General features: G+C 62.5%; 14 protein-coding genes. 8 read left to right on the top strand and 6 right to left on the bottom strand.

Annotated elements, in window-relative coordinates; translation table 11 throughout:
• Positions 1-378 precede the first annotated feature (378 nt).
• The 5 genes from aceE (at position 379) to CAF92_RS07580 (ending at position 9,225) form a co-directional block, all read left to right on the top strand.
• Complete coding sequence (gene aceE, locus CAF92_RS07600) at positions 379-3,024, top strand: pyruvate dehydrogenase (acetyl-transferring), homodimeric type (RefSeq protein WP_046614465.1); 2,646 nt, start codon at positions 379-381, stop codon at positions 3,022-3,024.
• Between the two features lie 13 nt (positions 3,025-3,037).
• Positions 3,038-4,681: a dihydrolipoyllysine-residue acetyltransferase gene (gene aceF / locus CAF92_RS07595; protein ID WP_046614466.1), complete on the top strand. Its 1,644-nt coding sequence runs from the start codon at positions 3,038-3,040 to the stop codon at positions 4,679-4,681.
• Between the two features lie 390 nt (positions 4,682-5,071).
• Positions 5,072-7,762 carry a bifunctional diguanylate cyclase/phosphodiesterase gene (locus tag CAF92_RS07590; protein WP_046614467.1) on the top strand — a complete coding sequence of 897 codons (2,691 nt, stop codon included), beginning with the start codon at positions 5,072-5,074 and terminating at the stop codon, positions 7,760-7,762.
• A gap of 167 nt (positions 7,763-7,929) precedes the next feature.
• A complete protein-coding gene (gene msrA / locus CAF92_RS07585; RefSeq protein WP_046614468.1) occupies positions 7,930-8,598 on the top strand; it encodes a peptide-methionine (S)-S-oxide reductase MsrA in 669 nt (222 codons plus the stop codon).
• Between the two features lie 3 nt (positions 8,599-8,601).
• Positions 8,602-9,225: a glutathione S-transferase gene (locus CAF92_RS07580; RefSeq protein WP_046614469.1), complete on the top strand. Its 624-nt coding sequence runs from the start codon at positions 8,602-8,604 to the stop codon at positions 9,223-9,225.
• A 184-nt stretch (positions 9,226-9,409) separates the two neighbouring features.
• Here the strand turns inward: CAF92_RS07580 and creD are convergent, their stop codons facing one another.
• From creD to CAF92_RS07560, 4 genes are all read right to left on the bottom strand, one after another.
• Positions 9,410-10,738, bottom strand: a complete 1,329-nt coding sequence (gene creD / locus CAF92_RS07575) for a cell envelope integrity protein CreD (protein ID WP_085600032.1) — start codon at positions 10,736-10,738, stop codon at positions 9,410-9,412.
• Between the two features lie 107 nt (positions 10,739-10,845).
• Entirely contained in the window at positions 10,846-12,282 is a 1,437-nt protein-coding gene (gene creC / locus CAF92_RS07570; protein ID WP_013970529.1) for a two-component system sensor histidine kinase CreC, read from the bottom strand.
• A complete protein-coding gene (gene creB, locus CAF92_RS07565) occupies positions 12,282-12,962 on the bottom strand; it encodes a two-component system response regulator CreB (protein WP_046614472.1) in 681 nt (226 codons plus the stop codon). The genes creC and creB overlap by 1 nt, the downstream gene beginning before the upstream one ends.
• A 93-nt stretch (positions 12,963-13,055) precedes the next feature.
• Complete coding sequence (locus CAF92_RS07560; protein ID WP_015268670.1) at positions 13,056-13,556, bottom strand: ATP-dependent zinc protease; 501 nt, start codon at positions 13,554-13,556, stop codon at positions 13,056-13,058.
• A 182-nt stretch (positions 13,557-13,738) separates the two neighbouring features.
• Here CAF92_RS07560 and CAF92_RS07555 point away from each other — a divergent pair, with 182 nt between their 5' ends.
• Positions 13,739-14,626, top strand: coding sequence for an acyltransferase (locus CAF92_RS07555; protein ID WP_046614473.1), 888 nt, complete (start codon positions 13,739-13,741; stop codon positions 14,624-14,626).
• A 245-nt stretch (positions 14,627-14,871) separates the two neighbouring features.
• Positions 14,872-16,221 (top strand): APC family permease, encoded by a 1,350-nt coding sequence (locus tag CAF92_RS07550; protein WP_046614474.1) that lies wholly within the window; start codon positions 14,872-14,874, stop codon positions 16,219-16,221.
• Positions 16,222-16,362: 141 nt separating this feature from the next.
• Here the strand turns inward: CAF92_RS07550 and CAF92_RS07545 are convergent, their stop codons facing one another.
• Positions 16,363-16,944 carry a DUF2780 domain-containing protein gene (locus tag CAF92_RS07545; RefSeq protein ID WP_013970525.1) on the bottom strand — a complete coding sequence of 194 codons (582 nt, stop codon included), beginning with the start codon at positions 16,942-16,944 and terminating at the stop codon, positions 16,363-16,365.
• Positions 16,945-17,173: 229 nt separating this feature from the next.
• Positions 17,174-18,373, bottom strand: coding sequence for a formaldehyde dehydrogenase, glutathione-independent (fdhA, locus tag CAF92_RS07540; RefSeq protein ID WP_015268662.1), 1,200 nt, complete (start codon positions 18,371-18,373; stop codon positions 17,174-17,176).
• 270 nt (positions 18,374-18,643) lie between these two features.
• On the opposite strand from fdhA, the gene CAF92_RS07535 reads away from it, so the two are divergent.
• Positions 18,644-18,955, top strand: coding sequence for a hypothetical protein (locus CAF92_RS07535; protein WP_085600030.1), 312 nt, complete (start codon positions 18,644-18,646; stop codon positions 18,953-18,955).
• The last annotated feature ends 8 nt before the right edge of the window (positions 18,956-18,963 follow it).

The raw sequence follows: 18,963 nt of genomic DNA, 5'->3' as shown, positions 1-18,963 counted from the left end.
ATCCTTGATCGGCGTGAAATAGAGGGGAATAAGCGGCCAAGGGGAAGCCGGACCACGGTTGGACTGTCGTACAAAAGTTGGAAATAGCTGAAAAAAACGTAAAATTGGCACCAAACATCAAGAATTACCCGTTCGCGACACAATGCCAACCAACATGAACGTTTTTCCTCACAAGCCAGCATGCGACGAAACGTCGCACAAATGTAGTTTTACTACTACTCGTGTCGTGTAAAAGCATGAAATGCGAAAGCAAATGTAGTAAAACTACACGGCGCCGGAGGACACCCCGGTAATCCAAGAATTCACGACGTCTGCCCATAAGGCCAGTCGCAACTTCAGGCAATCGATTCTGGTTGCCTTTCCGCCCTGGAGCAAGCCATGCAAGACCTCGATCCAATCGAAACCCAGGAATGGCTGGATGCCCTGGAGTCGGTCCTCGACAAAGAAGGCGAAGACCGCGCTCATTACCTGATGACCCGTATGGGCGAGCTGGCCACCCGTAGTGGCTCCCAGCTGCCGTATGCGATCACCACGCCATACCGCAACACCATCCCTGTCACCCACGAAGCACGCATGCCTGGCGACCTGTTCATGGAACGCCGCATTCGCTCGATGGTGCGTTGGAACGCCCTGGCCATGGTCATGCGTACCAACCTGAAAGACTCGGACCTGGGCGGACACATCTCCAGCTTCGCCTCCAGCGCCACCCTGTACGACATCGGCTTCAACTACTTCTTCCAGGCTCCGACCGAAGAACACGGCGGCGACCTGATCTTCTTCCAGGGCCACGCTTCGCCAGGCGTCTATGCCCGTGCGTTCATGGAAGGCCGCATCAGCGAAGACCAGATGAACAACTTCCGTCAGGAAGTGGACGGCAACGGCCTGTCTTCGTACCCACACCCATGGCTGATGCCTGACTTCTGGCAGTTCCCGACCGTTTCGATGGGTCTGGGCCCGATCCAGGCCATCTACCAGGCACGCTTCATGAAGTACCTGGAAGCCCGCGGCTTCATCCCGGCCGGCAAGCAGAAGGTCTGGTGCTTCATGGGCGACGGCGAGTGCGACGAGCCGGAATCCCTGGGTGCAATCGCCCTGGCCGGCCGCGAGAAGCTGGACAACCTGATCTTCGTCATCAACTGCAACCTGCAGCGCCTCGACGGCCCGGTTCGCGGCAACGGCAAGATCATCCAGGAACTCGAAGGCGTGTTCCGTGGCGGTGGCTGGAACGTCAACAAGGTTGTCTGGGGCCGTTTCTGGGACCCACTGTTCGCCAAGGACACCAATGGTGCCCTGCAGCGCCGCATGGACGAAGTCATCGACGGCGAGTACCAGAACTACAAAGCCAAAGACGGCGCGTACGTTCGTGAGAACTTCTTCAACACCCCAGAGCTCAAGGCCATGGTCGAAGACCTGTCCGACGAAGAGATCTGGAAGCTCAACCGTGGCGGCCACGACCCGTACAAGGTCTACGCGGCGTACCACCAGGCGGTCAACCACAAGGACCAGCCTACCGTCATCCTGGCCAAGACCATCAAGGGTTACGGTACCGGTGCCGGCGAAGCCAAGAACACCGCGCACAACACCAAGAAGGTCGACGTCGACAGCCTGCGTCACTTCCGTGACCGCTTCGACATCCCGGTCAAGGATGCCGATCTGGAGAACCTGCCGTTCTTCAAGCCGGAAGAAGGTTCTGCCGAAGCCAAGTACCTGGCCGAACGCCGTGCTGCCCTGGGCGGTTTCGTGCCACAGCGCCGCGCCAAGAGCTTCAGCGTACCGACCCCGCCACTGGAAACGCTGAAAGCGATCCTGGACGGCTCGGGCGACCGCGAAATCTCCACCACCATGGCCTTCGTGCGTATTCTGGCGCAGCTGGTCAAGGACAAGGAAATCGGCCAGCGCATCGTTCCGATCATCCCGGACGAAGCTCGTACCTTCGGTATGGAAGGCATGTTCCGCCAGCTGGGCATCTACTCGTCGGTCGGCCAGCTCTACGAGCCAGTCGATAAAGACCAGGTGATGTTCTACCGCGAAGACAAGAAGGGCCAGATCCTCGAGGAAGGCATCAACGAAGCCGGCGCCATGTCGTCGTTCATCGCTGCCGGTACCTCGTACAGCTGCCACAACCAGCCGATGCTGCCGTTCTACATCTTCTACTCGATGTTCGGCTTCCAGCGTATTGGCGACCTGGCCTGGGCTGCTGGCGACAGCCGCACCCGTGGCTTCCTGATCGGCGGTACTGCCGGCCGTACCACCCTGAACGGTGAAGGCCTGCAGCACGAAGACGGTCACAGCCACATGATGGCGGGCACCATCCCGAACTGCCGCACCTACGATCCGACCTACGGCTACGAGCTGGCGGTGATCATCCAGGACGGCATGAAGAAGATGACCGAAGAGCAACAGGACATCTTCTACTACATCACCGTGATGAACGAATCCTACCAGCAGCCAGCCATGCCGGCCGGTGTCGAGGAAGGCATCATCAAGGGCATGTACCTGCTGGAAGAAGACACCCGCGAAGCCGCGCACCACGTACAGCTGATGGGCTCCGGCACCATCCTGCGCGAAGTCCGCGAAGCAGCGAAGATACTGCGTGAAGAGTTCAACGTCGGTGCCGACGTGTGGAGCGTAACCAGCTTCAACGAACTGCGTCGCGACGGCCTGGCCGTGGAACGCGCCAACCGCCTGAAGCCTGGCCAGAAGCCACAGCAGACCTACGTCGAGCAGTGCCTGAACGGTCGCAAGGGCCCGGTCATCGCCTCCACCGACTACATGAAGCTGTTCGCCGAGCAGATTCGCCAGTGGGTACCGAGCAAAGAGTTCAAGGTCCTGGGTACCGACGGTTACGGTCGCAGCGACAGCCGCAAGAAACTGCGTCACTTCTTCGAAGTCGACCGCCACTTCGTGGTGCTGGCTGCCCTGGAAGCCCTGGCTGACCGCGGCGAGATCGAACCAAAGGTTGTTGCAGACGCTATCGTCAAGTTCGGTATCGACCCGGACAAGCGCAACCCACTGGACTGCTGAGGAGTATTTTTAAGTGAGCGAACTCATTCGCGTACCTGACATCGGCAGCGGTGAAGGTGAAATCATCGAGCTGTTCGTCAAGGTCGGTGATCGTATCGAGGCTGACCAGAGCCTGCTGACCCTGGAGTCCGACAAGGCCTCCATGGAGATCCCGGCCCCGAAAGCCGGCGTCATCAAGGAACTGAAGGTCAAGCTGGGCGACCGCCTGAAAGAAGGCGACGAGCTGCTGGTTCTGGAAGCCGAGGGCGCCGCTGCTGCGGCCCCTGAGGCCCCGGCCGCAGCACCGGCCCAGGCTGCTGCGCCGGCTCCGGCCGCCGAAGCCGCCCCGGCCCCTGCTCCGGCAGCAGCCCCGGCTGCCGCCAGCGTGCAGGACATCCACGTGCCGGACATCGGCTCGTCGGGCAAGGCCAAGATCATCGAAGTGCTGGTCAAGGTCGGCGACACCGTCGAAGCCGACCAGTCGCTGATTACCCTGGAGTCCGACAAGGCCTCCATGGAAATCCCGTCGCCGGCTGCCGGCGTGGTCGAAGAGGTCCTGTGCAAGCTGGAAGACGAAGTCGGCACTGGCGACCTGATCTTCAAGCTGAAAGTCGCGGGCGCTGCCCCGGCTGCAGCTCCTGCACCTGCCGCTGCTGCTGCCCCGGCCAAGGCTGAGGCGGCTCCGGCCGCCGCACCTGCCGCTGCAGCCCCGGCTGCTGCCCCTGCACCGGTTGCTACCGCACCGGCTGCCGGCAGCAACGCCAAGGTTCACGCAGGCCCGGCGGTTCGTCAGCTGGCCCGGGAATTTGGCGTCGACCTGGGCGCGGTTGCCGCGACCGGTCCGCACGGCCGCATCCTGAAAGAAGACGTGCAGGTCTACGTCAAGGCGATGATGCAGAAGGCCAAGGAAGCACCGGCAGCCGCTGGCGCAACCGGTGGCGCAGGCATCCCACCGATCCCTGCCGTGGACTTCAGCAAGTTTGGTGAAGTGGAAGAAGTCGCCCTGACCCGCCTGATGCAGGTCGGTGCTGCCAACCTGCACCGCAGCTGGCTGAACGTGCCGCACGTGACGCAGTTCGACTCCGCCGACATCACCGAGCTGGAGGCCTTCCGCGTTGCGCAGAAGGCCGTGGCCGAGAAAGCTGGCGTGAAGCTGACCGTGCTGCCACTGCTGCTCAAGGCCTGCGCCTTCCTGCTCAAGGAACTGCCGGACTTCAACAGCTCGCTGGCGCCAAGCGGCAAGGCCATCATCCGCAAGAAGTACGTGCACATCGGCTTTGCCGTGGACACCCCGGACGGCCTGCTGGTCCCTGTGATCAAGAACGTCGACCAGAAGAGCCTGCTGCAACTGGCTGCCGAAGCGGCTGCGCTGGCCGAAAAAGCCCGCACCAAGAAGCTGTCGGCCGACGAGATGCAAGGCGCCTGCTTCACCATCTCCAGCCTCGGCCACATTGGCGGCACCGGCTTCACGCCGATCGTCAACGCGCCGGAAGTGGCTATTCTGGGCGTCTCCAAGGCGACCATGCAGCCGGTCTGGGATGGCAAGGCCTTCCAGCCGAAGCTGATGCTGCCGCTGTCGCTGTCCTACGATCACCGTGTGATCAACGGCGCTGCCGCCGCGCGCTTCACCAAGCGCCTGGGCGACGTGCTGGGCGATATCCGCACCATGCTGCTGTAAGGCAGCCCGCTGCCCCTCCCCGCGAGGGGCAGTACCCTTTTCGAGCTGCCACGCTCGTACCTCAACCCCGTCGATTGGCGGGGCTTTTTTTTACCCGGATTTTCCGGGCGGGCTGCACCCTCTGTGGGAGCGGGTTCACCCGCGAACACCGGCGCAGCCGGTGCCATGTACTGTGTTGGATTGTTCGCGGCGGTTCGACGCCTCGATAAACCCGCTCCCACAGGCCACAAAGCGGCCCCGGAAATATCAGCCAGACTACAGATTCCCACCCACCAGCCGATAACCCGTCCACAGCATCACGCCTGGCTGCTTGCCAGCCTCCGGGACATGATGCAACCTTGCCAGACCTGCCGCCCCCAAGGCCGCGTTCCCTCTTCAAGCGAGTCTTCGATGAAAAGCCAACCCGATGCCGCCAGCCGTGTGGCGGCCGAGGTCGTCACGCAGTTACCCGTGCCCTCGCGGCTCGGCATGCTGCGTTTCGAAAGGCTCAACGAAGCCAGCTGGACCATGCTCTACCTCGACCCGGCCTGCGAGCGCCAGTTCGGCCTGCACGCCGGCGACCTGTGCGCTCTGGTAGACGCACCCTATGCCAGCCTGATGGAACCCGAAGCCCGCTATCGGCTGCACGACGAGATCCAGCTGCAACTGGCCCAGCGCGGCTACTACCGCGTGCGCTACACCTTGCACACGCCAACTGCATCGCTACGCCTGCTGGAGGCTGGGGAAGCCTACAAGCAGCACAACCGCCACCTGTTGCGCGGCTACCTGAGCGTGCTCGACGACCAGGCCGAAGATACTGGCGAGGCCGGTGCCAGCGACCTGGAATCGCGTAACAACCGCCTGCAATTGGCCCTGCAACTGAACCAGCGGGCGCAGCAGGAACAACTCGAGCACCTGGAACGGGTACGCGGGCAGCAGGACCTGATTCTGCGCCTGGCCCGCCAGCGCTACAGCGCCGGGAACTCGCTGCGGGAAGCCGCCCAGCTGATAACCCAGAGCGCCTGCGAGATCTACAAGGTGGACAGCGCCAGCATCTGGCACCTGGAAGACCAGCGCCTGGAGCCCATCATCGCCTGGTACCGGGATGCGCAAGAGCACCGCCAGCCCGAAGCAATCGATGCCAGCCACTTCCCCGATTACCTCGACGCGCTGCACGCCAGCCGCGCCATCGACGCCCACAATGCCGGCCACGACCCGCGCACTCGCGCCCTGGCGCAAAGCATGTGCCCGGAAAACAAGGCCATGCTCGATGCCAGTATCCGTGTCGATGGCCAGGTAGTCGGCGTGCTGTGCCTGGAACAGACCGGCCAGACACGGGCTTGGCAGTCGGACGAAATCGCCTTTGCCGGCGAACTGGCCGACCAGTTCGCCCAAGTCATCACCAACCACAACCGGCGCACCGCCGCCAGCGCCCTGCACCTGTTCCAGCGTGCGGTCGAGCAAAGCGCCAGCGCCTTCCTGCTGGTCAACCGCGACGGTGTGGTGGAGTACGTCAACCCCAGCTTTACCGCCATCACCCAGTACAGCACCGAGGAAGTGCAAGGCCGCCACCTGGGCGAGCTGCCGGCGCTGGAAAACCTGAGCGAGCTGCTGTTCGACTCGCCGTCGAGCCTGGCCATGGGCAACAGCTGGCAGGGCGAGTTCAAGAGCCGACGCAAGAACCTCGAGCCCTACTGGGGCCAGCTGTCGATTTCCAAGGTATACGGCGATAACCGTGAGCTGACTCACTACATCGGCATCTACGAAGACGTCACCCAGACCAAGCTGGCCCAGCAGCGCATCGAGCGCCTGGCCTACACCGACAACCTGACCAACCTGGGCAACCGCCCGGCGTTCATCCGCAGCCTGGACGAGCGCTTTGCCCGTGATGGCGAATACTCGATGTGCCTGCTGCTGGTGGATATCGACAACTTCAAGCGCATCAACGACAGCCTCGGCCACCAGACCGGCGACAAGCTGCTGATCAGCCTGGCCCGGCGCCTGCGCAACAGCCTGCACGCCGGCGGTATCCTGGCGCGCTTTGCCAGTAACGAGTTCGCCGTACTGCTCGACGACACCAGCCTGGAAGATGGCCAGGGCGTGGCTCAGCAATTGCTGCGCACCCTCGACAAGCCGATGTTCGTCGACAACCAGTTGATCAACGTCACCGCCTCGGTGGGCCTGGCCTGTGCGCCACTTCATGGTGCCGACCCGGCCAGCCTGATGAAGAACGCCGGCCTGGCGCTGCACAAGGCCAAGGCCAACGGCAAGCACCAGGTGCAGGTGTTTACCGAAGTGCTCAATGCCGAAGCCAGCTACAAGCTGTTCGTCGAGAACAACCTGCGTCGCGCCCTGACCCAGAACGAACTGGAGGTGTTCTACCAGCCCAAGCTGTGCCTGCGCAGCGGCCGCCTGCTGGGGCTGGAAGCACTGCTGCGCTGGAACCACCCCGAGCGCGGCATGATCCGCCCGGACCAGTTCATCAGCGTGGCGGAAGAAACCGGCCTGATCATCCCCATCGGCAAATGGGTGGTGCGCCAATCGTGCCGCATGAGCCAGCAACTGCGCCAGGCCGGCATGGGCAACCTGCATGTGGCCATCAACCTGTCGCCAAAGCAGTTCTCCGACCCGGACCTGGTGGCGTCGATCAGCACCATCCTCGAGGAAGAAGCCCTGCCCCCGCACCTGCTGGAGCTTGAGCTGACCGAAGGCCTGCTGCTGGAGGCCACCGAAGACACCCACCGCCAGCTGGATGAGCTGAAGGCACTGGGCCTGACCCTGGCCATGGACGATTTCGGCACCGGTTATTCGTCGCTGAGCTACCTGAAGAAATTTCCGATCGACATCCTCAAGATCGACCGCAGCTTCATCAACGAGATCCCGGACAACCAGGACGACATGGAAATCACCTCGGCGGTGGTGGCCATGGCTCACAACCTCAAGCTGAAGGTGGTGGCCGAGGGTATCGAGACGCCGGAGCAGCTGGCGTTCCTGCGCCGGCACCGCTGCGACGTGGGCCAGGGCTACCTGTTCGACCGGCCGATTCCGGGGCGCGAGCTGGCTGAACGGCTGAAGCGTTACCCGCGCGGTCCTCTGGCCTGACAGCCGCGCAAACCTCGGGCACTATAGAAACCATTAGGGCCCTATCGCCGGCAAGCCAGCTCCCACAGGGACCGCTCATATCCCAAAACCTTGGTATCCATGTGGGAGCTGGCTTGCCGTCGATGGCTCCACCACCTATCCAACTGAATAAACACAGAGGAACCGCCATGGTCCTGCGTTCGGAAATCCTGGTGAACAAAAACGTCATGCCAACCGCGGAGCAGGCCCTGCCTGGCCGCGAAACGCCAATGAAGCTGCCCGAGTTCCACTACGTGTTCAAAGACACGCCGCTGCTCGGCCCGTTCTTCGAAGGCGCCATCGACTTCGCCATCTTCGGCCTGGGCTGCTTCTGGGGCGCCGAGCGCCGCTTCTGGCAGCGTGAAGGCGTGGTCAGCACAGTGGTCGGCTACGCTGGCGGCTTCACCCCCAACCCTACCTATGAAGAAGTGTGCTCGGGCCTGACCGGCCACACCGAAGTGGTGCTGGTGGTGTTCGACAAGGACAGGGTCAGCTACCGCGAGCTGCTGGCGATGTTCTGGGAACTGCACAACCCGACCCAGGGCATGCGCCAGGGCAACGACATCGGTACCCAGTACCGCTCGGCCATCTACTGCACCAGCCCTGAACAGCTGGAACAGGCCAAGGCCAGCCGCGACGCCTTCCAGGCCGAACTGAGCAAGGCCGGCTTCGGTGAGATCACCACTGAAATCGACCAGGCACCGACCGTGTACTTCGCCGAGGCCTACCACCAGCAGTACCTGGCCAAGAACCCGGACGGCTACTGCGGTATCGGCGGTACCGGCGTGTGCCTGCCACCGAGCCTGCAGGGTAACTGAAGCATGAGCACGATGACTTTGTTCCACTCGCCGTTGTCGCCTTTCGTGCGCAAGGTCATGGTGGTGTTGCACGAGACCGGCCAGCTTGAGCGCGTGCAGCTGCAGCCGGTGAATATCAGCCCGGTCAGCGGCGACCTACAGCTCAACCAGGACAACCCGATCGGCAAGATCCCGGCCCTGCGCCTGGAAGACGGCACCGTGCTGCATGACAGCCGGGTGATCTGCGAGTACCTCGACCTGCAGCACGTCGGCCTGCCGCTGCTGCCGCGTGAAGGCTCGGCGCGTTGGCGGCGCATGACGCTGGTGTCGCAGGCCGATGCCATCATGGATGCGGCGGTGTCGAGCCGCTATGAGACCTTCCTGCGCCCTGAAGACAAGCGCTGGGAGGGTTGGCTGCAGGCACAGGGCGACAAGATCCGCCGTAGCCTGGCCAACCTGGAGCAGGAGCATTTGCCCGAGTTGATGTCCGGGTTCGACCTGGCAGCGATCGGCGTGGCCTGTGCGCTGGGGTATCTGGATTTGCGCCAGCCCGAGTTTGGCTGGCGTGAACACCAGCCTGGCTTGGCGGCGTGGTATGCCGAGGTGGCCAAGCGGCCTTCGATGGTGGCAACAGCACCGACAGCCTGACGGGCCGCTATCGCCGGCAAGCCAGCTCCCACAGGTATTCACAGCTCTTGAATCCAGTGCTGTACCTGTGGGAGCTGGCTTGCCGGCGATTGGGCTGCAAAGCAGCCCCCGCCTCACTTCGGTATCACAGGAAACAGCAACCCGATCCTCAAGGCCAGCCACCGCCCGATCTCTCTGTCCTCCCTCATGCCGCCCTCCCCACCCGAGCCCAGTCCAGCCGTCGGGTCAGCACCATGAATACCCCCAGCAGGCCAAAGCACAGCAACGAGCCCATCAACAGCGCATAGTCCTCGGCACTCAGCAGCCCGTAGAGCAGCGCATACAACGCCGCCAACCCCACCGCAAAGCCCACCCCACGCCCCAGGCTGCGCAACACATGGCTCAGGTAGAAGCCGATCAGCAGCACACACGCCGAAGCTGACAGCCCATACGCCAAACCAAAGCCGATGTGCTCGGACAACGACAGCAACAGCAGGTAGAAGAACGCCAGCGCCACCCCCACCAGGATGTACTGCACCGGGTGCACGCTGAGGTTCTTCAGTACTTCGAACAGGAAGAAGCCGGCGAAGGTCAGGGCGATGAACAGCAAGGCGTACTTGATCGCCCGCTCGCTCTTCAGGTATTGGTCCACCGGATCGACGAAGCTGACACCGAAGCTGCGCTCGCTGAAGTCCGCACACTGCCCGGCGGTGGCGCACTGGTGCAGGGCGTCTTCGAGGTTGGTGGCAAAGAACGAAGTCTGCCAGTGGGCAGTGAAGCCCTGGGCGTCGATGTTGCGGCGACTGGGCAGGTAGTTGCCGACGAAGCTCGGATGTGGCCAGTTGGCGCGCAGGTCCACGGCGCTGCTGCGGCCCACCGGCACTACGTGCAGCTGGCCGGTGCCTTGCAGTGCGAGATCGAAACCGTAGCTGAATTCACGCGCCTGCAGGCCGTCCAGCCCCGGCAGGCTGGCGTGCACGCCGCCGCGCATCCAGTCGAGCCGGGTACCGGCTTCGAACGGCACTTTCTGCTCGCCCATGCTCAGCTCCAGGCCGTTCTCGATGCCGCGGATATCGCTGATGCCCACCACCAGGAACGGCTTGTCGAAGCGGTAGTCGTCGAAATCCTTGTCGATGCCCCAGCGTTCCGGGAGTTTGAAGCGGCCACTGATACGGCCCTTGGCGTGGAACAGCCGGGCCTGGTAGATGCCACGAGCGCGCAGTTCGGTGTCCACGCCCAGGTCAGCGTCGAAGATTTCCGGCAGGAAGTACAGGTGCCCGGCAATGGTGCTGGTTTCCTGGGTGCGCTCGCCGTCCTTTTCGATCCAGCGGCGCTCGTACTTGCGGTAGGGCACCACCAGCAGCGGGCCGCTGAGTTGCTGGTCGAAGCTGGCGCTCTGGGCGATATCACGCAGCACACTGTCGCGCAGGGCCTGGCGTTCACCGATCAGGCCGCTGATCAGCAGTAGCGGGACGAGCAGTAGCAAGATCAATACAGCGATCATGCCGAGTTTGAAACCGAGGGTCTTGTTCATGGGGCCTCCTGTGGCAGTGGGCGCAGTGTCTGCGCCTTGCGTGGAGGCTTCGGGGAGATGGTGTGGAGATTGTGTGTTTTTGGGGCTGCTGCGCAGCCCCGGCAATGTCAGCTGATACGCCGCACCGGCAGCCACAACCTTACCCGCACCCCACCATCGACGTTATCCACAGCCAACGCCCCGCCATGCAGCTGCATCACCTCGGCCACAAAATTAAGCCCCAACCCGGTGCTCTTGCGCCCACTCCCCGGCCGCGGCAGCGAGTAGAACCGCTCGCTCACCCGCCCAATGGCATAGGCCGGTATCGCCTGCCCCTGGTTGAACACGCTCAGCGCCACCCGTTCGCCATCGCGTTCCAGGTCGAACAACAGCGCGCCTCCCTCCGGGGTGAAGTCCAACGCGTTGTCGAGCAGGTTGGCCAGCGCCTGGCGCATCAGAAATGGGTCACACAACAAGCGCAAACCAGCCGGCACCCGCTGGCGCACCTGCAAATCGGCACCTTCGATACGCGCCGCATGGGCCAACAGCAACTCGTCCACCAACGCCGCCAGCGCCACCTGCTGCTCATCCTCCAGCGCCTGCATCTGCTCGACCCGGGCCAGGTTGAGCAGGCGTTCGATCATCTGCTGCAAACGCTCGCTCTCGCGCTCGATGTTGCCGGCAAAGCGCGCCCGCTGGTCAGCCGGCATGTCATCGCCCTGCAACAGCTCGGAAGCGCCACGAATGGCCGCCAGCGGGCTTTTCAGCTCGTGTGTCAGGGTATGCACATACCGCTCGACATAGGCCTTGCCCTCAAGTTGCGTGCGCATGCGCTCGACCGCCTGGGCCAGGTGCGCCAGTTCGCCACCCTTGTAGTGCGGCAGGGCGGCGCGCTCGCCCTCGCTGACCGCCTGGGCGTAGCGGGCCAGCCGGCGCAGCGAGCGCGCCAGCCACCACGACAACGCGGCACCGATCAGCAGGCCCAGGCCGATCAGCCCCAGGCCCAGGGTAAGCAAGCGCCGTTCGGAGCGGTCGATGTACGGTTGCAGCGAGCTGTTGGGCTTGGCCACGGTGACCACGCCGATGATCTTGCCATCGTCGATGATCGGCGCGCCCACGTGCATCACCGAGGTGCTTTCATCGTCGGGGTCACTGCGGGTGGAGCGGGCGCCGTACTGTCCACGCAAGGTCAGGTACACGTCATTCCACTTCGAGTAGTCCTTGCCAAGGTCCTCGCCGCTGGAGTCCAGCAGCACGGTGCCCTTGGCATCGGTGACATAGATGCGGTGGCTGACCTGGTTCTTGGCCAGGCCCCAGATCTGCGCACCCGGGCTGCGCGAGCCATAGGCCTTGAGCACTTCGGGCAAGCGGCTCTGGTTCAGGGTGCCGGCCTTGACGTCATCGTGCAGGATCTCGGCCAGCAGGTTGGCGGTGTCTACCAGCGTTTCTTCCGAGGACTGGCGCACCACCGGACGGATCTGTTCGCGCACCGTGTTGAGCAGAAAGTAGCCCGCCAGCCCGACGAACAGGAAGTACACCAGGAAGATCCGGATGCCCAGGCGCATCAGGCATGGTCCGGGCTGTAGCTGTAGCCGAGGCCACGGTGGGTCTGGATCGGTTCGGCATCACTGGCCACCTGGCGCAGCTTGGCGCGCAGGCACTTGATATGGCTGTCGATGGTGCGCTCGTAGCCCACGTCAGAGGCCACGCCCACGGCGTCCAGCAGCTGTTCGCGGCTGAATACCCGGTGCGGTTGCTCGAGCAGGCATTGCAGCAGGCGGAATTCATGGCGGGTAAGGGGGAGTGGCTGGCCGCGGTAGGTAATCTGCATGCGCAAGGTGTCGAGCTGGAACAGCGTGGCCTCGACAGCGGGCTCGACCCTGGGGCCCATGCGCTTGAGGATCGCCCGTACCCGCGCCGCCACTTCACGCGGGCTGAAGGGTTTGACCACATAGTCGTCTGCACCGATTTCCAGGCCCACTACCCGGTCGATTTCGCCGTCGCGGGCGCTGAGGAACATTACCGGTACCTCGCTGAATCGGCGCAGCTGGCGGCAGGTTTCGAAGCCACTGATATCAGGCAGGCCGATATCGAGGATGACCAGGTCGGCCGGGCGCTGGCGCTGCTGGTCGAGGGCGGCGCTGCCCAGGGTTACCCATTCGGTGCTATGGCCGTCGGCCTGCAGGGCGTAGACCAGGGTGTCGGCGATGGCGGCTTCGTCTTCGACGATGAGGATGTGGGGCATGGCGTCCGGCCTAACTGGGGGCAGACTGGACTTTTAACTTACCGGCCTCTTAGCGGGCAAGCCCGCGAAGATGCCGGTACAGGTGGTTTGCGATCAGCAGCCTGGCTTGCCAGCGGTGAACTTCTTGGCCGGGTTGACCGCCGCCTTGAACTCGCGCAAAGCCTTGGAGCCCACCAGCAGCGGGTAGTTGAAGCTGCTGCGGTCCACCAGGTTGACCTCGACGGTGCGCTTCACGTCCCCCAGGCACAGCTCCAGGTCGACCACCGGGCGCTTGGAGATTTCCGGCGCATCGCCTTCCTCCTCTTCATCGGCACGGCCCTTGATCTTGCTGATGCGCGAGACCTTGTGCTCGTAAACCTTGCCGTCCGAGTCCTTGGTAGCCAGGCGGAAGCGTACCCACTCGTCGCCATCACGGGTGAACAGCTCGATATCCTTGGCCGACAGCGACGCGGTGAAGGCACCGGTATCCATCTTGGCTTTCAGGGTTTCGCCCAGTTCGGGCAGGGCTATGTTCTCGTAACGGCCATAGATTGTGGGCTCGGCGGCCATGACCGGCAGCGCCAACAACGACAACAGGGCAAGCAGAGGTTTCACAGGCAAGCTTCCTTGAAGAGGGTCAGTGCTTAGACTGCACTGGCAGGATAGGTTCGCTGTCACAAGCCTAACCAACATAATGTGAAACATTTGTCCTCGCCGCAGGGCACTGGAAATTTGGCGTAGGCCACTGCCCTGCTTATCATTGCCAACCGTTTATCTCCCACAACAAGAGTCTCTTTATGCGTCGCCTGCTGACCGGCATCCTCACTACCACCCTGCTGCTGCTCAACACCTTGGTGTTGATCTGCCCGCTGCTGGTCTTCGCCCTGCTCAAACTGGTGCTGCCGGGGCGTGGGCGTGACTATGCCTCATGGGCGGTGATGTGGGTGGCCGAGACTTGGTCGGAGATCGACAAAGCCATCTTTGCACTGTGCATTCCTACCCAGTGGGATATCCGCGGCGTCGAGAACCTGCGCAAGGACACTTCGTACCTGGCCGTCAGCAACCACCAGTCCTGGGTCGACATTCCGGCGCTGATCGAGAGCCTCAACCGCCGTACACCGTTTTTCAAGTTCTTCCTGAAGAAGGAACTGATCTGGGTACCACTGCTGGGCCTTGCCTGGTGGGGGCTGGATTACCCGTTCATGAAGCGCTACAGCAAGGCCTTCCTGGAGAAGCACCCCGAGCTGAAAGGCAAGGACCTGGAAATCACCAAGGCTGCTTGTGAACTGTTCAAGCGCCAGCCCGTGACCGTGGTGAACTACCTGGAAGGCACGCGCTTCACCGAAGCCAAGCGTCAGCAGCAGCAATCGCCGTATCGCTACCTGCTCAAGCCCAAGGCTGGTGGTGTGGCGTTCGTGTTGGCGGCATTGGGCGAGCAACTGGATGCCTTGCTGGATGTGACCATCGTCTATCCCGGCAACAAGGCGCCGGGTTTCTGGGATTTGCTCAATGGCAGCATCAGCCGGGTGATTATCGACATTCGCGTGCGTGAACTGGACCCGATGCTGTGGGCGGGGGATTACGAGAATGATCCTGGGTTCAGGCAGACCGTGCAGGCTTGGGTGAACCAGTTGTGGGTGGAGAAGGACTTGCGGATCGAGCAGCTGCGGGCCGAAATGGGCTGAGATATTTACCGCCTGTACCGGCCTCTTCGCGGGCTCGCCCGCTCCCACAGGATCTCCACAGTTTTCGAATTCTGTGCAGGTCCTGTGGTAGCGGGCGAGCCCGCGAAGAGGCCGGTACAGGCATTACAAGAATCCGATTAAAAACCTGGCTAATAATCAGCATTAGGATTACTTCTTTGTCACACCGCACCTAGGTGGATAAAAATCGGCCAAAGCACAACTACAAAAATGCTCTGGATCGAATGATGGCCAACCCACCCAGCTCCACCCCCGTCCAGCTCCGCCGTGTCCTCGGCCTGCCCGCCCTGGTGTTCTTCGGCCTGGTGTACATGGTCCCGCTGACCATCTTCACCACTTACGGCATCGTCACCGAACTTACTGGTGGCCGCACGGCTGGCGCCTACATGGTCACGCTGGTGGCCATGCTGTTCACCGCCACATCCTACAGTTTCATGGTCAAACGCTTCCCGGTCGCGGGCTCGGCGTACTCCTATACCAACATGGCCTTTGGGCCGAACGTTGGCTTCCTGGCTGGCTGGTCGCTGCTGCTCGACTACCTGTTCCTGCCGATGATCAACTACCTGCTGATCGGCCTGTTCCTCAACATAGCCTTCCCCGCCATACCCGCGTGGTCGATCGCACTGGCCTCCATTGCCCTGGTCACGGCGCTCAACGTGGTCGGCATTCACTCTGTGGCCAAGACCAGCAACCTGATCGTCGGCGCACAGATCGTCTTCATCGTGGTGTTCGTCGCCCTGTCCTGCCAGTCCCTGGCCGGCCAGCCGCTCGACCTGCTTTCGCCACTGCTGGGCGACGGTTCGCAGCCGGGCTTCGGCGCGCTCATGGCTGGTGCGGCGGTGCTGTGCCTGTCGTTCCTCGGCTTTGACGCTGTCTCTACCTTGGCCGAAGAATGCCGCGATGCCCGCCGCGATGTGCCCCGGGCCATCATCCTCACCACCTTGTTCGCCGGTTTGCTGTTCACCGTGCTGGCCTACGTCAGCCAATTGGTGCTGCCGGGCACCACCTTTGCCAATGCCGATGCGGCGGCCAACGAGGTGATGTTCAAGGCGGGCGGTCAGTTCCTGGCCAACTTCTTCACTGCGGCCTATGTGGCTGGCAGCCTGGGCTCGGCACTGGCCTCGCAGGCGGCGGTTTCGCGCATTCTGTTCACCATGGGCCGTGACAAGGTGCTGCCGCAGCGTACTTTCGGCTACCTGTCACCGCGCTTTGGCACGCCAGTGTTCGCAATTCTGCTGGTTTCGGCGTTCTCGTTGCTGGCGTTGGTAATAGACCTGGCGACCCTTGCCTCGCTGATCAGCTTTGGTGCACTGGTGGCGTTTTCGGCGGTGAACCTTGCGGTGGTAAAAACCCATCTGGTGGACGATGCCACGCAGCTCAGCCTCAAAGGGCTGCTGAGCTATGGCCTGGTTCCGCTGGTGGGGTTGGGGCTGACACTGTGGCTGTGGACCAGCCTGTCGGCGCTGACCTTGGTTATTGGCCTGTGCTGGTTTGCGGTGGGTCTTGCGTACCTCGCGGTACTGACCGCCGGCTTCCGCCGCCCGGTGCGGCTGGTGGACTTCTCAGAAGCTGCATGACCTGAAAATTGCGCTGGCTGTACTGGCCTCATCGCCGGCAAGCCAGCTCCCACAAGGTTCTCGTTGCCTTCAGGGCTGGTGCTGTAACCGTGGGGGAGCTGGCTTGCCTGCGATGAGGCCGGTACTGGTGTTACAAAATGATCAGACCGAAGGTCGGGTCAATGGAGCAGGAGTGGTCCACAAACTCCCCAGGTTCTGCAACAGCGACCCGGCAATCCCCTGCTGCCCCAGGTACTGAAGCAGCAACGGCGCAAACTGCCCGATCATCCCGGTATCCATCCCCAGCGCCTTGAACGCATTGTCCAGGTCGCTGCGGTTTTCCACATTGTTGCCCAGCGCATTGCTCAAGGCCGACTGGCTCTCGCTGTTCTTGCCCAGCAACTCACCCAGGCCACTCAAGCCACCCAGTGCATTGGCCCCGGCAAGCAGGTCCAGCCCCGGTACGGCCTTGGTCAATTGGCCGTAGTCGTCGCTGCTCAGGTTGTTGCGCGCCAGCCCCAGCATGGCCCCTGCACCACCCACGGCTTGTTCTGGGGTGATATTCAATTGGCTGCCCAAGGTATTGAGCAGGTTTGCCTGCGCCTCGGGTGCCTGCACCTGGCCTTGCTGGCTCTGATTCTGGTTCTGCATGGCCGACACGGCGTTGGCGGCGTCGCTGAGGTTGAAGGCGAACACCGGGCTTGCGGCCAGGGTCATCAGAGTTGCCAGGGTGAATGCTTTCATCGGGAGGGACCTCGTGGGCCAGGATGGCCTGGGAAACGCGAGTTTTGACTGGGATCTCGCAGCTTTGTTCCGCCCCGACTGTCGACCACTTTTGCTGACCGCCTCAGTGCTTTTGACCTGGATACCTGCCCATGTAAAAAATGCTAGGTCGAAGCAGGTTCACAGGTTCTCCACTCAGCCCCAAAAAAAAAGCCCCTCATATTGAGGGGCTCTTTGTTACATCACGCTATCAGGCTGCGCCCCACATCTTGTGCGGGTCGATCACGAATTTCTTCGGCACACCTGCATCGAACTCGCCATAACCTTCCGGCGCCTGATCCAGGTTGATCACCTGCACGCCAACCACTTCGGCGATGTTGATACGGTCCCACATGATCGCCTGCATCAACTGGCGGTTGTACTTCATGGTCGGGGTCTGGCCGGTGTGGAAGCTGTGCGACTTGGCCCAGCCCAGGCCGAAGCGAATGCTCAAGGCACCGATCTTGGCGGCAGCATCCACCGCACCCGGATCTTCGGTCACGTACAGGCCCGGGATACCGATGTTGCCGGCAACGCGGGTAACCTGCATCAACGAGTTCAGCACCGTGGCCGGGGCTTCATGCTTGGCACCTTCGTGGCCATGCCCGCGGGCCTCGAAGCCAACGGCGTCGATGGCGCAGTCCACTTCCGGCTCGCCGAGGATATCGACGATCTGCTCGTGCAGCGGGGTGTCCTTGGACAAGTCGACCACTTCGAAGCCCTGGGACTTGGCATGGGCCAGGCGGGCCGGGTTGAGGTCGCCGACGATGACGCAGGCAGCGCCCAGCAGGCGTGCCGAGGCAGCGGCAGCCAGGCCGACGGGGCCGGCACCGGCGACATAGACGGTGCTGCCTGGGCCAACGCCGGCAGTCACGGCACCGTGGTAGCCGGTAGGCAGGATGTCGGACAGGCAGGTCAGGTCACGAATTTTCTCCATGGCCTTGTCGCGCTCAGGCAGTTTCAGCAGGTTGAAGTCAGCATACGGCACCAGCACGTACTCGGCCTGGCCGCCGGTCCAGTCGCCCATGTCGACGTAACCGTAGGCGCCGCCGGCGCGGGCAGGGTTGACGGTGAGGCAGACACCGGTGTGCATTTCCTTGCAGGAGCGGCAGCGGCCACAGGCGACGTTGAATGGCACCGAGACGAGGTCGCCGATCTGCATGCGTTCGACGTCACGGCCCTTCTCGACGATCTCACCGGTGATTTCGTGGCCCAGGACCAGGCCGACCTGGGCAGTGGTGCGGCCGCGGACCATGTGCTGGTCGGAGCCGCAGATGTTGGTGGAAACCACCTTGAGGATCACGCCGTGCTCGATCTTCTTGCCGCGTGGGTCTTGCATTTTCGGGTAGTCGATCTTCTGTACCTCGACCTTGCCCGCGCCGAGATACACCACTCCACGATTGCCAGACATGCTCTTACCTCGCTTGATTTATATTTATGCAGCGGTGGTGGAACGCGCCGCCGTCCCGGGCGGCTTGAGTTACTGGAATGCACGGAATTGTGGACCCTCGAACCCTGAGTGCACTGACTGAAAACGACAGGCAGTTGCCGTTTCGCGGCAGCACCGGGTCCGCCTATGCCAGCTGACACAAGCGCTCGATAGATATGTACCGCAGGGCTCCAGTCGACACTTGGTTTTATGCCATAGCGTCATCAGAACGAACCACACGGAGAGCACTGCATGAATATCAATGACCACTGGGAAAAAGCCGCCGCCAAGCACGGAATCGATCTGGAAATCGAATATGGCTTGCATCGAGGCGGGGGTGTCTTCATGACAACAGAATGGTTGTTCCAGAGCGTCGAGGCGAGCGTGGAGCAGGGCTGGAAATATGAGTTCGACGGGGATAGCGATGAACTTTGGGAGGTAGAGTGGAGCACTTGGGCGGACAGCTGGGCCGGCAAGAAAAAAGTGGATGAGCCGCTTCGAAGCCAATACCTGAACGCACTGAAGGAGGCGATTCAGGGTTACCTGAACACCATCGCCTCCTGATCGCCATG

It is taken from the genome of Pseudomonas sp. B10(2017), from assembly GCF_002113295.1.
In the GTDB taxonomy this organism is placed as follows: Bacteria; Pseudomonadota; Gammaproteobacteria; order Pseudomonadales; family Pseudomonadaceae; genus Aquipseudomonas; species Aquipseudomonas pudica.
This window is presented reverse-complemented; position numbering and strand designations above follow the sequence as displayed.

Coding starts and splice junctions, on each gene's coding strand:
- fdhA (WP_015268662.1), bottom strand. CDS start 18,373: ATGTCTGGCAATCGTGGAGTGGTGTATCTCGGCGCGGGCAAGGTCGAG.
- CAF92_RS07590 (WP_046614467.1), top strand. CDS start 5,072: ATGAAAAGCCAACCCGATGCCGCCAGCCGTGTGGCGGCCGAGGTCGTC.
- CAF92_RS07535 (WP_085600030.1), top strand. CDS start 18,644: ATGAATATCAATGACCACTGGGAAAAAGCCGCCGCCAAGCACGGAATC.
- CAF92_RS07550 (WP_046614474.1), top strand. CDS start 14,872: ATGGCCAACCCACCCAGCTCCACCCCCGTCCAGCTCCGCCGTGTCCTC.
- msrA (WP_046614468.1), top strand. CDS start 7,930: ATGGTCCTGCGTTCGGAAATCCTGGTGAACAAAAACGTCATGCCAACC.
- CAF92_RS07580 (WP_046614469.1), top strand. CDS start 8,602: ATGAGCACGATGACTTTGTTCCACTCGCCGTTGTCGCCTTTCGTGCGC.
- creD (WP_085600032.1), bottom strand. CDS start 10,738: ATGAACAAGACCCTCGGTTTCAAACTCGGCATGATCGCTGTATTGATC.
- creB (WP_046614472.1), bottom strand. CDS start 12,962: ATGCCCCACATCCTCATCGTCGAAGACGAAGCCGCCATCGCCGACACC.
- CAF92_RS07555 (WP_046614473.1), top strand. CDS start 13,739: ATGCGTCGCCTGCTGACCGGCATCCTCACTACCACCCTGCTGCTGCTC.
- CAF92_RS07545 (WP_013970525.1), bottom strand. CDS start 16,944: ATGAAAGCATTCACCCTGGCAACTCTGATGACCCTGGCCGCAAGCCCG.
- creC (WP_013970529.1), bottom strand. CDS start 12,282: ATGCGCCTGGGCATCCGGATCTTCCTGGTGTACTTCCTGTTCGTCGGG.
- aceE (WP_046614465.1), top strand. CDS start 379: ATGCAAGACCTCGATCCAATCGAAACCCAGGAATGGCTGGATGCCCTG.